The organism is Micromonospora parathelypteridis, assembly GCF_014201145.1.
GTDB classification, from domain to species: domain Bacteria; phylum Actinomycetota; class Actinomycetes; order Mycobacteriales; family Micromonosporaceae; genus Micromonospora; species Micromonospora parathelypteridis.
Window position 1 is genome coordinate 4329683 of sequence record NZ_JACHDP010000001.1, and the last position, 13632, is coordinate 4343314.

A 13632-nucleotide genomic window follows, 5' to 3' on the forward strand; every position below is an offset into this window, starting at 1 on the left:
TGCGCCTCCCGGCCGCCGTTCAGCAGGTGATCGGCTTGACCCAGGAGCACTCGACGCCCTCCGGGGTCCGGGGCGTCTCCGGCACCGCCGGCGGTGCCACCCGTGCCGTGGTCGCAGCGTCCTCGCGGTAGCCGGCCAGCGCCACGGCGATCTGATCCTCCATCGACTTGACCGACGCGGTCAGGTAGTTGTTCAGCAGAATGGAGAACGCCAGCAGCCGGCCATCTGCGCTGGTGACGTAGCCGGAAAGCCCGGAGACACCGGTCAGGCTGCCGGTCTTGGCGTGCACGTTGCCCGCCGCCGGAGTGCCGGCCATCCGGCTGCGCAGGGTGCCGCCGACGAACCGCTCGGGTTGCCCGGCGATCGGCAGTGCCGCGTACCAGGTGGCGAACCACGGTTCGGCGCGGACGGCGCTCAGCAGGTCGACGAACTCCGCCGCGGGGACCAGGTTGCGCCGGGACAGCCCCGAGCCGTCGCGCTGGCGCAGCCTCCCGGTGTCCATCCCGGTGTCGGCCACGTACTCGCTGATCGCGGTCAGTCCGGCCGTCCAGGTGCCGGAGCCGGAGAGGACCCGGCCGATCTCCTTGGTCAACACCTCGGCGTGCCCATTGTTGGAGAGCTTGAGGAACGGCGTCATCAGTTCACCCAGGCTCATCGAGTCGTGCCGCGCCACCGGCTGGGCCGCCTCCGGGGTGGGCTGACCGAGCACGGTACGACCGAGCACCCGGACGCCGTGCCGGTGCAGCGCCGCCCGGAACACGTCGGCCGCGTAGCCGGTGGGCTCCCACACGGTCACCCAGTCGCTGGCGGGTTCGTCGCCGACGGCGATCTGGCCGGTCACCACGACGGTGTTACCGCCGTGCTCGCGCTCGATCGAGATCGACGTCTCGCCCTCGGTGACCGTCTTGGCACGGTTGTCGATGCGGACGTACCCGGTGGGTGGGGTGGTGCTGACCACCGGTGGGGCGCCCGCCCGATCGGCCGGGGCGGCGTGCACGATCACGGTGCCCGCGTCGTAGTCGGTGTCCGGGGCGACGGTCAGCGCGGAGACCTGGGCGGCGTAGTAGTAGGGCTCGTCGTCCCAGGTCCAGTCGGGGCCGAGTCGGGTGTGGTCGTAGCGGGTGTCGTCGGCGACCAGGTTGCCGGTGACCACCCGTACGCCGTCGGCGGCGACCTGTGCGGCGAGCGCGTCGTAGTCGGCGGCGAGCATGGTCGGGTCACCCCCGCCGCGGAGGTAGAGGTTGCCGGAGAGCAGGCCCGCGCGGCGCTTGCCGGTGGTCCGAACGTCGGTGGCGAAGCGGTGCCCCGGGCCGAGCAGCTCAAGGGCCGCCGTCGAGGTCAGCAGCTTGGTGTTGGAGGCGGGGACCAGCCGGCGGTCACCGTTGCGGTCGTAGAGCGTCTGTCCCGTGCTGGTGTCGACCACGACCACCGACGCCTGCGCGCCAGCGAGTCGGGTGTCGGCGAGGATCGTGTCGATCGTGTCGTTGAGTCGGGTGGTCGCGAGGGTGGGCGACTCGGCCGTGGCACCGGGCGCGCCGGCGGTGGCCGCGGTGGCGACCAGCGCGAGCAGCGCGAGGGCGCGGGGGAAGTGACGGCGATGCATGCGCTGATGCTGTCACGAAGGTATTCGCCGGAAAAGGGCCTCGGGCGTAGGTTATTGCCGGTTGGGCTAGGTCCCCCGGCCGACCGACTTGTCGTGGCCACCCCAGTAGTGCCGCTGCGCCCCCATGACCATCGGTGCGACAAGGGCGGCGAGCGCCCCGCCGAGCAGCGGGAAGACGATGAACACCCAGAGCTGCCGCAGGGCCACGCCACCCTCGAACACCGCCGGGCCGAACGCGCGGGCCGGGTTGACCGCCGCGCCGGTCAGCGTCACGCCCACCAGTTGGGTCGCGGCGAGGGCGAGCCCGATGGCCAGCCCCGCGGTGCCCGGATTCTCGCTGCGGCTGGTCACCACCAGGACGACCAGCACGAAGAGGAAGGTCAGAATGACCTCCAGCACGGCCGCGCCGCCCCGGTTGATGTGCGCGCCGTAACCGTTCGTGCCCAGCGCCCCGGTCTGATCCGCCACGTCGCCCCAGCGGGTCAGCGCCCACAGCACGAAGGCGGCCACGGTCGCGCCGACGAACTGCGCGATCCAGTACGCCACGGCACCGATCACCGAGATCTTTCCCGAGAGCAGCACACCGAGCGTCACCGCCGGGTTGACGTGACTGCCGGACAGTGGGCCGATCGTGTAGACGAGGGCGACCATCACGAACCCGAAGGCCAACGCGACCACCACCACACCGCCCTGCACTCGCGCGGCGACGGCGCTACCCACGCCGAAGAAGACCAACAGCAGGGTGCCGAGGAACTCGGCGGCATACCTACGGTAGTCACTCATATACGCAGCGTAAACACAGTTCCGCTGGTCATAGCCGGAATGGCCGTCTGTGATCGGCACGACGCCGCGCCGGGGGCACAGTGGTGACCATCGCGGCGTTGCACCTCTCGTGGACACGCACTCCGCCGACGTCGTGGTGATCGGCGCCGGTCAGGCCGGCCTCAGCGCGGGCTACCACCTGCGCCGCACCGGCTTCGTCCCCGGCAGCGGCTTCGTCATCCTCGACGGCGACAACGGGCCCGGCGGTGCCTGGCAGCACCGCTGGCCCACGCTGGTCTTCGACCGGGTGCACGGCTTCCACGACCTGCCCGGGATGCCCCTCCCACCCGCCGAACCACAGCGCCCGGCCGCCGAGCAGGTCAGCGCGTACTTCGCCGCGTACGAGAGGGCATTCGACCTGCCGGTGCGGCGGCCGGTGCGGGTCCGCGCGGTGCACTCCCGCCCGGACGGGCGGTTGGACGTGCAGACCGATGAGGACCGGTGGACCGCCCGGGCCCTGATCAACGCGACCGGCACCTGGACCCGGCCGTTCTGGCCGCACTACCCGGGCCGATCGTCGTTTCGGGGCCGGCAGCTGCACACCGCCGACTACCGGGGTCCGGCCGAGTTCGCCGGCCTCCGGGTGGTGGTCGTCGGCGGCGGCACCTCGGCCGTGCAGCTGCTCGGCGAGGTCTCCACCGTCGCGGCAGCCACCACCTGGGTGACCCGGCGGCCGCCGGAGTTCAAGGACGAGAAGTTCGGGCCGGAGCTGGGCCGCGCCGCGGTGTCCCGGGTGGACGAGGCGGTCCGGGCCGGCCGCCCACCGGGCAGCGTGGTGGGCGTGACCGGGCTTCCGGTCACCCCGGAGGTACGCCGGCTGCGTGAGCGTGGCGTCCTCGACCGGCTACCCATGTTCGACCGGATCACACCGGACGGGGTGGCCTGGGCGGACGGGCGGTTCGTCGCGGCCGACGTGATCCTCTGGTGCACCGGTTTCCGCGCCGCCATCGACCATCTCGCCCCGCTGGGTCTGCGTGCGCCCGGCGGCGGTATCACGATGGATGGCACTCGGGTGGTCGCCGACGAGCGGATCCACCTGGTCGGATACGGCCCCTCGGCCAGCACGATCGGCGCCAACCGGGCCGGCCGTGCGGCCGTCAACGAGATTCGCGCCTGGCTGGCCCCGGCCGCCGCTCTCGACTGACCTGCCTCTATTTGACGGATGGCCCGGCAGCGGGCACGGTTGGGAGTGCAGGGGCCGTCAGCTGCCCCGATTCGAAGCGACGGCGACGACCGTTCGCCCTCCTGTCGCCTCCCACGTGTGCTCGTACGCGGGCCGACTGTCCGGTCTGCGCAGATCCCGACCGCGAGCCGAGAATCCACGAGGAGTTCCGCCAATGCTCACCATGACCGATAACGCCGTGCTCGTCATCCGCGACCTCGCGAACCAGCAGGACGTCGCCCAGGACGGCGGAGTACGCATCGCCGCCGACGCCGACGCGGGTTCGCTCACGGTGGAGCTGGTGCCCGAGCCGGTGCAGGGCGATCGTGTGGTCGACAACCAGGGTGCCCGGATCTTCCTGGACGAGGATGCCGCCGAGCTGCTCGGAGACGCGTCGGTGGACGCCACCGTCGACGACGAGGGCATCATCCAGTTCGGCTTCACCGAGCGGCAGTAGGCGAGGCCGAGCCCGCCCGGAATTGGGCTGCTCGGCTGTCGGCTCGGCCAGTACGCTCCTCCGATGCCCACGCCAGCTCACCGTTACCGATCCGACGACGAGGACAGCGGCCGCTGGGCCGGTTTCCCGTTCCGCGACGGCGACATCGTGATCAGCACCCGGTCCAAGAGCGGCACCACCTGGATGCAGATGATCTGCGCGCTCCTGGTGCTGGGCACCCCGGAGTTGCCGGCGCCGCTGACCGTGCTGTCGCCGTGGCTGGACTGGTTGGCCGAGCCGCGGGACGCGGTGTTCGACCGGCTGGCCGCGCAACCGCACCGGCGGTTCATCAAGACGCACACCCCGCTGGACGGCGTGCCGCTCGATCCCCGGGTGCACTACGTGGTGGTGGCCCGGCACCCGCTGGACATGGCGGTCTCCCTCTATCACCAGGCCGGCAACCTGGACCGGGTGCGCCTCGCCGAGCTGACCGGCCAGCCCGCCCCGGCCGAGCCGCCCCGGGCACGCCAACCGGTGGAGCAGTGGCTGCCGAACTGGGTGCGCCAGGAAGCTGACCCCCGCGCCGAGCTGGATTCGCTGCCCGGGGTGATGTTGCACCTGAGTGACGCCTGGGCCCGCCGGCACGAGCCGAACGTCGAGCTGGTGCATTACGACGACCTGCTGGCCGACCTGGGCGGGGAGATGCGCCGGCTCGCCGACCGGTGGGGCATCGCGGTCCCGCCCGAGCGCTGGCCCGACCTGGTCGAGGCGGCCACCTTCGGGCAGATGCGGGAGCGCGCCGACCGGCTCGCCCCAGACACGCTCGGCGTGCTGCGCGACCGGCAGGTTTTCTTCCGCCAGGGTGGCTCGGGGCAGGGCCGTAGCCTGCTGGACTCCTCCGCGCAGGCCCACTACCGGGAGCGGACGGCGGCGTTGGCCCCGCCCGACCTGCTCCGCTGGCTGCACCGCTAGACCAGCTCCGCTGGCTGCACCGCTGGTCACAAACGAGCGCACGGCGCCGCTTCGACCGTGGTCGGAACGTCGCCGCGCTCTGGCCGTCTCCCACCACCGCAGCCGTTCGGCGGTACGCCAGCGGGGACCTGGCTCGACCGGCCGTTTGCGCCGGTCAGAGTGATCGATCCCCGGTCTGGGCGGATCCAAACCTCTCGACCGTGGGGAATTCCACCATCTGTGTGTCTCGGCGTGGCGCGCTGCCGAACGGGGTATGAGCGCGGGCATGGAACATTTCACGATCGCGACCGTTGCCGAGAAGAGTCCGGATTTCCGGCGGGTGCTGTGGACCGGTGAGCACACCCAGTTGGTCATCATGACCATCCCCGCCGATGGGGAGATCGGTGAGGAGGTGCATGAGGACATCGACCAGATCCTGACCTTCGTCAGCGGCGTCGGCGAGGCACGGGTTGCCGGTGCGAAGCGGAAGGTCGTCGCGGGCGACCTGGTCGTGGTGCCGGCCGGCACCAAGCACAACTTCGTCAACACCGGCCCCAACCCGCTGGTGCTGTACACCGTCTACGGGCCGCCGGAGCACGCCGACAAGGCCGTACACAAGACCAAGGAAGAGGCCGACGCGGCCGAGGCGGCGGGCAAGGACGAGCCACCGACCGCGTGACCCGTCCAGCGACGGTCTGATCCGGGCCGATGCGGGTACCCCCGGCGGGTGGAACAGCAGCAGCCGCCGATCTCCGACTACGGGTTCCTCTCGGACTCCCGTTCGGGGGCGTTGGTCGGCAAGGACGGCTCGGTCGACTGGTGGTGCCCGCACCGGTTCGACGGGTCGTCCGTGTTCGCGCGGCTGCTCGACCCGAGGGCTGGTCACTTCCGGCTGGCGCCGGTCGGTGTCGGCGGCCCGGGGTTCCGGGTGGAGCGCGCGTACCTGCCGGACTCGTTGGTACTGCGGACGGTGCACCACACTCCGCACGGCAGCGTGGCGGTCGTCGACGCCCTGGCCGCCGAGGTTGGCGCCCGCGCCCACGAGCTGGGTAAGAACTCGCCCGCCGTGCTGATCCGGGTGGTGCAGGGGATTTCGGGCCGGGTGCGGATGGCGCTGGACTTCGCGCCCCGCCCGGAGTACGGCCTGCTCACGCCGTACCTGCACGAGCAGCCGGACGGCGGGGTGCTGGCCGGCGCCGGCCCCGTGGTGCTGGTGTTGCGGGCCGGGGGTCTGCACCTGCGAGCGGGCATCGACCGGGTGACCCACGAGTTCGAGGTCTCGGCCGGTCAGGTGATCGGGATGGACCTGGCCTTCGGCGAGGCGTACGGCGATCCGCCGGCCCGGGTCGACCCGCTGACCACCCTCGCCGAGACCACACAGGCGTGGCAGGCGTTCCGGGAGACGCACGGGTATTCCGGCCGCTACCCCGAACTCGTCAAACACAGCTCGACGGTCCTGACCGGCCTGACGTACGCGCGCAGTGGCGCGGTCGCCGCCGCGCTGACATCCTCGCTGCCGGAGCAGATCGGCGGTGACCGGAACTACGACTACCGCTACTCCTGGCTGCGGGACTTCTCGTTGACGATGCGGGCGCTCTGGGTGGCGGCCTGCCCCGACGAGACGTCCCGGCTGTTCGCCTGGGCGACCCGCTCGATCGGCCGGTTCGGCGACGAGCCCGTCCCGGTGCTCTTCGGGCTGGAGGGCGAGCGCGACATCTCCGAGCACCACTGCTCCCACCTGCGCGGATATCGCGACAGCAGGCCCGTGCGGGTCGGCAACGACGCCTGGCGGCAGCGGCAGCTCGACGTGCCGGGTGAGGTGATGTCCGCGGTGTGGCGCCTGCGCGACTACCTCGGCGCGACGTTCGATGGCGAGTTGTGCGAGATGGTGCTCGGCCTGACCGAGCAGGTGGCCTCGACGTGGCAGATGCCGGACCGGGGCATCTGGGAGACCCGGGACGAGGAGCGCCACTACGTCTCGTCCAAGGTGTCCTGCTGGCTCACCATGGACCGGGCCGTGGGGCTCGCCGACCGGCTCGGTGATCGGGCCGACCCCCGTCGCTGGGCCCGGGTGCGCGACGAGATCCGCGACACCGTGCTGCGTGAGGGGTGGAACGACCGGATCGGGGCGTTCACCGGCGCGTTCGGATCGGCCGAGTTGGACGCCTCGGTGCTCGCCCTGCCGGTCACGCACTTCCTGCCGGCCACCGACCCGCGGATGCGCTCGACGATCGCGATGGTCGAGCGCGAGCTGGGCACCGAGGACGGACTGCTGCGGCGCTGGACGACCGACCCGGCGGGATTCCTGCTGTGCTCGTTCTGGCTGGTGGAGTGCCTGGTGATGACGGGTGAGCAGCAGCGGGCCGAAGCGCTCTTCGAGCGGGTCGTCGGGTACTCCAACGACGTGGGACTGTTCAGCGAGCAGATCGACCTGTCCACCGGGATGCAGCTCGGCAACACCCCGCAGGCGCTCTCCCACATCGGGCTGATCAACGCGGCCTGGCGGATCACCCGGCCGGACAGCTACTGACCGGTCGGCGTGCCTCCCCGGCCGAAATCCTGCAACAGACCTGCAAGCGCCAGGCATTGACGTTGATGCTTGAGCAGTCCTAGCCTCGAAGGAGCGGGAAAGCCCTTTCCCAGGGTCTTTGATCCCGCTTCACCCCGCTCTGGATCCGGGCGTCCGGCGGGCGCGCACCGATCCCAGGTGATGGCAACACGCCGTGCCGACACGTCCCCAACCGGACGGTCGAGGGATCGCCACCACATGCGTCAAGGAGGACATCTGTGCACAAGAGACGATTCCCCGGCCGCCGACCACTCCTGCTGGCGCTGGGCGCCGGCCTGACCGCGGCGGCCCTCACCGCCGGCATGACCTCGGCCTTCGCCGCCACGGTCTTCAGCGACGACTTCAACGACGGCAACACCTCCGGCTGGTCCAAGTCGGGTGGCACCTGGTCGGTCGACGGCTCGGGCGTGCTCAACCAGTCCAACGCCGGCAGTGAGCTGGCCCGGCAGTTCGCCGGCCAGACCAGTTGGACCGACTACTCCGTCCAGGCACGGGTCCGGCCGGCGAGCTTCGGCTCGTCCAGCGCCCTCGTCGGGCTGGCCGCCCGGTCCGCCAGCAGCACCAAGATGTACCGGCTGGCCCTGCTCGGCTCCGGTCGAGCCGAGCTGCAGGCGGTCAACGGCAGCAACATCACCGCGATCGGCTCCGCGTCGCTGGGCATCGGCACCGGCACCTGGTACACGCTGCGCATCGAGGCCAGCGGCAGCACCATCCGCGGCTTCGTCAACGGAACGCAGATCGCCTCCGGCAGCAACAGCCTGGCCGGTGCGGGCCGAATCGGTCTGGTCACCGCGTACGCCAGCGGCGGCTTCGACGACGTGACTGTCGACTCGTCCGGTGGCGGCACCCCGACCACGCCGCCGCCGACCACCACGTCGCCGAGCACCCCGCGGCCCACCACCCCGGGCCCGACCACCTCGCCGCCTGCCGGCTGGCCGACGCCGACCAGCAGCCAGAAGGTCGACGCCACCATCGCGGTCTCCGGCACGTTCGACGGTGGACTCAAGCGCTACTACGGCATCGGTGACGGCGGGCAGAGCGAGAGCCAGGACCCGATGTTCGAGCTGGCCGCCGGCGCCACCCTGCGCAACGTGATCATCGGGGCCCCGGCCGGTGACGGCGTGCACTGCGAGGGCAACTGCACCCTGATCAACGTGTGGTGGGAGGACGTGGGCGAGGACGCGGCCACCTTCCGGGGCGGCAGCACCTACACCGTCGACGGCGGCGGCGCCCGCTCCGCCAGCGACAAGGTCTTCCAACACAATGGCTCGGGCACCGTCTACATCAAGAACTTCCGGGTGGAAAATGCCGGGAAGCTCTACCGCGCCTGCGGCAACTGCTCGACGTCGTACCAGCGGCATGTGGTGATCGACAACGTGATCGTCCGGAACACCGACGCGATCGCCGGTATCAACACCAACTGGGGCGACACCGCGCGGTTCAGCCGGATCACCATCGTCGGCGACCCGGATCGCGAGACGTCGATCTGCGTCAAGTACCGGGGTGTGCCGAAGGGCGACGAGCCGACCGAGATCGGCGAGGGCGCCGACGGCGTCAACTGCTTCTACTCACCCTCCGACATCACCTACCAGTAGGCCGCCACGACGGCACCCCGCGGACCGCATGGTCCGCGGGGTGCCCGCCACCTCAAACCAGCACGGGTACGCCAGAAACGTCGACCGTGTCCGGATACTTCAGCCCAGCGCCGGTGTTGAGCACCACCACCCGCTCGTCGGCCCGGATCCATCCGCCAGCGCGCAGTTGCCGTGCCGCGGTCAGGCAGGCCGCCCCCTCCGGGCAGAGCAGCAGCCCCTCCCGGGTGGCGAAGTCCCGAAGGTCCGCCAGGATGTCCGCGTCGTCGACGGCGACAGCCGTGCCGGACGACTCCCGCAGCGCCGTCAGGATCAGCTCGTCGCCCAGCGGCGCCGGCACCGTGATTCCGAACGCCACCGTCTGCGCGTCCGCCCACGGCTGCGCCCGGTCCTCGCCGGCGGCGAACGCCCGCACGATCGGCGCGCACCCGGTCGACTGCACCGCCACCAGCCGGGGCAGTTTGTCGCCGATCCAGCCCAACTCGCGTAGCTCGTGCAACGCCTTGTGGATGCCGATCAGGCCGACACCGCCACCCGTCGGATAGATGATCACGTCGGGCGCCTGCCAGCCGAGCTGCTCGACGATCTCGTACCCCATCGTCTTCTTGCCCTCCAGCCGGTAGGGCTCGCGCAGCGTGCCGGCGTCGAAGATCGCCCCGTCCGACTCCGCGATCAGCTCGGCCACCCGGCGGCCGGCGTCGCTGATCAGCCCGTCGATCAGACGCAGGTCGGCCCCGGCGGCGACGCACTCGCGCCGGCAGATGCTCGGCGCGTCCAGCGGCATGACGATGGTCGCACCCATCCCGGCCCGTGCGGCGTACGTCGCCCAGGCCGATCCGGCGTTGCCGTTGGTGGGCATCGCGATTTGCTGGACGCCCAGCTCACGGGCTCGGCTCACACCGACCGCCGCGCCGCGCGCCTTGAACGAGCCGGTCGGGATCAACCCCTCGTCCTTGACCATCAGGTCCGCGATGCCGATCTCGGCGCCGTAGTTCGGGGTGCGCAGCAGCGGCGTCCAGCCCTCGCCGAGCGTCGTGACGTGCCGTGGGTCGCCGACCGGCAGCAGCTCCCGGTAGCGCCACAGGTCGGCCGGGCGCAGTCCGAATCGTTCCGGGGTGACTGCCTTCGCCACTGCCGGCAGGTCATAGCGGGCCAGCAGCGGTGAGCCGCACTCGCAGAGGTTCTGCAATGTGTCGGCCGCGGATTCCCGTCCGCAGCGCGGGCAGTCCAGGTGGGTCAGGTACACGTCGCTCCTTGCCGTCAGACCGCGTCGATGCTCTGCCAGCGTCGGCTGCGCCGCCCCGGCTCGTACGCCGAGTCCAGCCGTTTGGCGATCACGCCCGGCAGGCCCTGCTCCCGGCCGGCGCGCAGGGCCTCGTCGCCCGCGCCCGGGAACCACGGCGGAGTCTGCCAGTGCGGACCGGCCAAGGCCAGCCCATCGAGCAGCTCCCGGCGTTGCGCGTACGGCACGTCGGCGCTGCTCACGCCCTCGAGCCAGAGCAGGTCGACGACCAGGTACTGGGCGCCCTGTGGGACTCGACTGCCGCCGGTCGGTCGGATCGGGCGCACCCGGCCGGCACCGTCGATCCGAACGAGCACACCGTCGAACACGGCCTCGGTGGGCGCGAGCGCCTCGGCCATCGCACGCAGCCACGGGTAGCCGCCGGTGATCTCCTCGTCGGTCTCGGAGAGCAGCCGTAGCCGGCCGCCGGAGACGTACGCCATCGCCCGTACCCCGTCCCACCGCAGCTCGTACCCCCAGGAGGCACGGTCGCGGGGGAGCCCGGCGGCGGACGTGGCGTGCATCGGGCGGACCAGGTCGGGCATCGGCGTCCAGCCCGGCGGCGCCGGGTCGGTGCGCCGGACCATCCAGTCCCGCCCTCCGGTGGCGAACAGGGCGTAGCGACCGGCCGTCCGGTCACCGGCGAGCGTCACGATCACCTCGTCGTCCCGCCACTTCTCGCACCGGTAGGTGCCCCGGTCGTGGATCACCATCCGGCCGCCGCCGTACTCACCGGCGGGGATCTCGCCGGAGAAGTCGAGGTATTCCATGGGGTGGTCCTCGGTGTGTACGGCGAGGTGGTTGCGACCCGGGTCGCGGGGTAGGCCACGCGGCACCGCCCAGGAGGCCAGCACGCCCTCGTGCTCCAGGCGCAGATCCCAGTGCAGGCTGCGGGCGTGGTGCTGCTGGATGACGAAGCGGGCGGTGTCGCCGTCGGGGGCGGCGGCCGCAGGGCTCCGTTCGGGCACCGGCTCAGGCGTGCGGGCCGCGTCCCGTCGTCGCCGGTACTCCTCCAGCCGGTCGGTCACACCCGCATTCTCCGGCAAACCGGACCATCGTGCTGGATGCCGGAGTGTCCGGTTCGCTCGGCGGGCGAGGGCTCGGCGGGGTAGAACGGACCTCATGGACCTCACCGACCAGCCCACCGCCCTGCTTCCCGGGGAAGTGCGGATGCCCCTACTCGGCTTCGGCACCTGGCAGGCCACCGGCCAGGCCGGTTACGAGGCGGTGCTGGCCGCGCTCGACACCGGCTACCGGCACCTCGACACCGCCACCGTGTACGGCAACGAGCGGGAGGTCGGCCGGGCGGTGCAGGAGAGCGGGCTGCGCCGGGAGGACGTCTTCATCACCACCAAGCTCCCGCCGGACCGGGTGGGCCGGGAGCGCGCGACGTTGGAGGCCAGCCTGGAGGCGCTCGGCGTCGACCAGGTGGACCTGTGGTTGATCCACTGGACGCCGTCGTCGCCGGCGGACAGCATCCCGCTCTGGCGCGAGCTGCTGGCCGCCCGGGACGAGAACCTCGTCCGGGCGGTCGGCGTCAGCAACTACAGCACCGCGCAGATCGACGAGCTGATCCAGTCGACCGAGGAGAACCCGGCGGTAAACCAGATCCAGTGGAGTCCTGCGCTGTACGACCGGCAGCGGCACGCCGAGCACCGGGACCGAGGCGTGGTGCTGGAGGGTTACAGCCCCTTCAAGACCAGTGACCTCAGCGATCCGGTGCTGACCAGGATCGCCGCCGCGCACGGCGTCTCCCCGGCGCAGGTGGTGCTGCGGTGGCACATCGACCACGAGATCGTGGTGATCCCGAAGTCGGTGACCCCGGAGCGGATCACCGCCAACTTCGACGTCTTCCACTTCTCGTTGACGGCGGAGGAGATGCGCGACATCGACGCGCTCGGCGAGGTCTGAATCGGCGGTTTCCTTCATCTGGCACCTCGGCGATGAAGGGTATCGACATCGACGCTCATGACGGTATAGCGTGCCCGTCATCACGTTCGTCGATCCGTTCGAACCCGCCGTCGTTGGAGGATCGCCATGGCCCGCTCACCATCCATCCGTCTGCGCCGTCGTGGGGTGCTCGGCATCCCCGCCCTGGTGGCCGCCGCGCTGACGGTCGTCGCCCGACCCGCCCCGGCGAGCGCCGCGCCGAAGGCCGAGTGTCTCGCCGACCTGCTTCAGGACGCCTGATGGCGACGATCCCCTGGCTGGTGGACGTGCTGCGCGCCGCCGGAGTCCAGGTCGTCGTCGAGGGCGACTGGCTCAACCGGATGCGACCGGGCTCCTTCGACCCGATCGGGGTGCTCTGGCACCACACCGCCTCGACCTCCAGCGCCAGCAATCCCCACCCGGCGCTCGGCATCTGCATCAACGGCCGGTCCGACCTGCCCGGCCCGCTGTGTCAGGCGCTTGTCGACTACAACGGCGTCTTCCACGTCATCTCGGCCGGCCGCTGCAACCACGCCGGAGTCAGCGGCGGCAGCGGACCGATCCCAGCCGGGGACGGCAACACCCTCATGATCGGGTGGGAGATCGACTACAACGGCGTCAACCAGGAGATGACCACCGCGCAGTACAACGCGTCGCTCGCCGCCACCGCCGCCGTGCTCACCCGGTTGGGTCGCGACAGCAGCTACGCCCGGGGGCACCGGGAAACCAGCACCACCGGCAAGATCGACCCTTCCTTCATCGACCTGAACGTGATGCGGGCCGACGTGGCGGCGAAGATGGCCGGCGGAACGGCCTGGTCCTCCACCGTCGACAACACCACCAGCGGCCGGTTCACCGCCAGCGCCAACTGGGGCGTGTCGACGTACTCCAGCCAGCGGTACGGCGCCGACTACCGGTACGCGGACCCGGTCGCCGCCAGCGACCCCGCCTGGTACCGGTTCAACGTCCCGGCGGCGGGCAACTACCGGGTCGAGGCCTGGTGGCCGGCCAACTCCGGCTACAACAGCGCGGCCCCGTACATCGTCGCCACCAGCAGCGGCAACCAGACCGTCCACGTCGACCAGCGGGTGACCGGCGGGCAGTGGCGGGTCCTCGGCACGTTCACGCTGCCGGCCGGGGACGCCAACCGGGTGGCGGTGAGCCGGTGGAGCAACGCCGCCGGTCTCGTCATCGCCGACGCTGTCCGACTCACCCGGGTCTGACGATCCCGGCTTGATCGACTCGAGTTCGGTGGAGTCGGGGTGTCCGAGTCGCGATGACGCCCC

General features: G+C 71.3%; 13 protein-coding genes. 9 read left to right on the forward strand and 4 right to left on the reverse strand.

Annotation, left to right across the window (positions count from 1 at the left end; genetic code table 11):
- Nucleotides 1–19: 19 nt before the first annotated feature.
- Nucleotides 20–1603, reverse strand: a complete 1584-nt coding sequence (dacB, locus tag HNR20_RS19575) for a D-alanyl-D-alanine carboxypeptidase/D-alanyl-D-alanine endopeptidase (protein WP_184181907.1) — start codon at nucleotides 1601–1603, stop codon at nucleotides 20–22.
- 66 nt (nucleotides 1604–1669) lie between these two features.
- Entirely contained in the window at nucleotides 1670–2386 is a 717-nt protein-coding gene (locus HNR20_RS19580) for an MIP/aquaporin family protein (RefSeq protein WP_184181909.1), read from the reverse strand.
- A 109-nt stretch (nucleotides 2387–2495) separates the two neighbouring features.
- Here HNR20_RS19580 and HNR20_RS19585 point away from each other — a divergent pair, with 109 nt between their 5' ends.
- From HNR20_RS19585 to HNR20_RS19610, 6 genes are all read left to right on the forward strand, one after another.
- Nucleotides 2496–3569 carry an NAD(P)-binding domain-containing protein gene (locus HNR20_RS19585; protein ID WP_184181911.1) on the forward strand — a complete coding sequence of 358 codons (1074 nt, stop codon included), beginning with the start codon at nucleotides 2496–2498 and terminating at the stop codon, nucleotides 3567–3569.
- Nucleotides 3570–3762: 193 nt separating this feature from the next.
- Complete coding sequence (locus HNR20_RS19590) at nucleotides 3763–4044, forward strand: adhesin (protein ID WP_184181913.1); 282 nt, start codon at nucleotides 3763–3765, stop codon at nucleotides 4042–4044.
- 63 nt (nucleotides 4045–4107) lie between these two features.
- Complete coding sequence (locus tag HNR20_RS19595) at nucleotides 4108–4995, forward strand: sulfotransferase domain-containing protein (protein WP_184181915.1); 888 nt, start codon at nucleotides 4108–4110, stop codon at nucleotides 4993–4995.
- A gap of 265 nt (nucleotides 4996–5260) precedes the next feature.
- Nucleotides 5261–5653 (forward strand): cupin domain-containing protein, encoded by a 393-nt coding sequence (locus HNR20_RS19600; RefSeq protein ID WP_229686966.1) that lies wholly within the window; start codon nucleotides 5261–5263, stop codon nucleotides 5651–5653.
- A gap of 48 nt (nucleotides 5654–5701) precedes the next feature.
- Nucleotides 5702–7504, forward strand: coding sequence for a glycoside hydrolase family 15 protein (locus tag HNR20_RS19605; protein WP_184181919.1), 1803 nt, complete (start codon nucleotides 5702–5704; stop codon nucleotides 7502–7504).
- 257 nt (nucleotides 7505–7761) lie between these two features.
- Entirely contained in the window at nucleotides 7762–9138 is a 1377-nt protein-coding gene (locus tag HNR20_RS19610) for a pectate lyase (protein ID WP_184181921.1), read from the forward strand.
- Nucleotides 9139–9190: 52 nt separating this feature from the next.
- Here the strand turns inward: HNR20_RS19610 and HNR20_RS19615 are convergent, their stop codons facing one another.
- Complete coding sequence (locus tag HNR20_RS19615; protein WP_184181923.1) at nucleotides 9191–10381, reverse strand: threonine synthase; 1191 nt, start codon at nucleotides 10379–10381, stop codon at nucleotides 9191–9193.
- A gap of 14 nt (nucleotides 10382–10395) precedes the next feature.
- Nucleotides 10396–11445: a DNA polymerase ligase N-terminal domain-containing protein gene (locus HNR20_RS19620; RefSeq protein WP_184181925.1), complete on the reverse strand. Its 1050-nt coding sequence runs from the start codon at nucleotides 11443–11445 to the stop codon at nucleotides 10396–10398.
- 94 nt (nucleotides 11446–11539) lie between these two features.
- Here HNR20_RS19620 and HNR20_RS19625 point away from each other — a divergent pair, with 94 nt between their 5' ends.
- The 3 genes from HNR20_RS19625 (at nucleotide 11540) to HNR20_RS19635 (ending at nucleotide 13569) form a co-directional block, all read left to right on the forward strand.
- Entirely contained in the window at nucleotides 11540–12328 is a 789-nt protein-coding gene (locus HNR20_RS19625; RefSeq protein WP_184181927.1) for an aldo/keto reductase, read from the forward strand.
- 126 nt (nucleotides 12329–12454) lie between these two features.
- Nucleotides 12455–12607, forward strand: coding sequence for a hypothetical protein (locus HNR20_RS19630; RefSeq protein WP_184181929.1), 153 nt, complete (start codon nucleotides 12455–12457; stop codon nucleotides 12605–12607).
- Nucleotides 12607–13569, forward strand: a complete 963-nt coding sequence (locus tag HNR20_RS19635; protein WP_184181931.1) for a golvesin C-terminal-like domain-containing protein — start codon at nucleotides 12607–12609, stop codon at nucleotides 13567–13569. The genes HNR20_RS19630 and HNR20_RS19635 overlap by 1 nt, the downstream gene beginning before the upstream one ends.
- Nucleotides 13570–13632: the final 63 nt, after the last annotated feature.

Excerpts from the sequence above, each read along its gene's own strand:
- HNR20_RS19600 (WP_229686966.1), top strand. The coding sequence starts at position 5,261 with ATGGAACATTTCACGATCGCGACCGTTGCCGAGAAGAGTCCGGATTTC.
- HNR20_RS19630 (WP_184181929.1), top strand. The coding sequence starts at position 12,455 with ATGGCCCGCTCACCATCCATCCGTCTGCGCCGTCGTGGGGTGCTCGGC.
- HNR20_RS19590 (WP_184181913.1), top strand. The coding sequence starts at position 3,763 with ATGCTCACCATGACCGATAACGCCGTGCTCGTCATCCGCGACCTCGCG.
- HNR20_RS19580 (WP_184181909.1), bottom strand. The coding sequence starts at position 2,386 with ATGAGTGACTACCGTAGGTATGCCGCCGAGTTCCTCGGCACCCTGCTG.
- HNR20_RS19635 (WP_184181931.1), top strand. The coding sequence starts at position 12,607 with ATGGCGACGATCCCCTGGCTGGTGGACGTGCTGCGCGCCGCCGGAGTC.
- dacB (WP_184181907.1), bottom strand. The coding sequence starts at position 1,603 with ATGCATCGCCGTCACTTCCCCCGCGCCCTCGCGCTGCTCGCGCTGGTC.
- HNR20_RS19625 (WP_184181927.1), top strand. The coding sequence starts at position 11,540 with ATGGACCTCACCGACCAGCCCACCGCCCTGCTTCCCGGGGAAGTGCGG.
- HNR20_RS19595 (WP_184181915.1), top strand. The coding sequence starts at position 4,108 with ATGCCCACGCCAGCTCACCGTTACCGATCCGACGACGAGGACAGCGGC.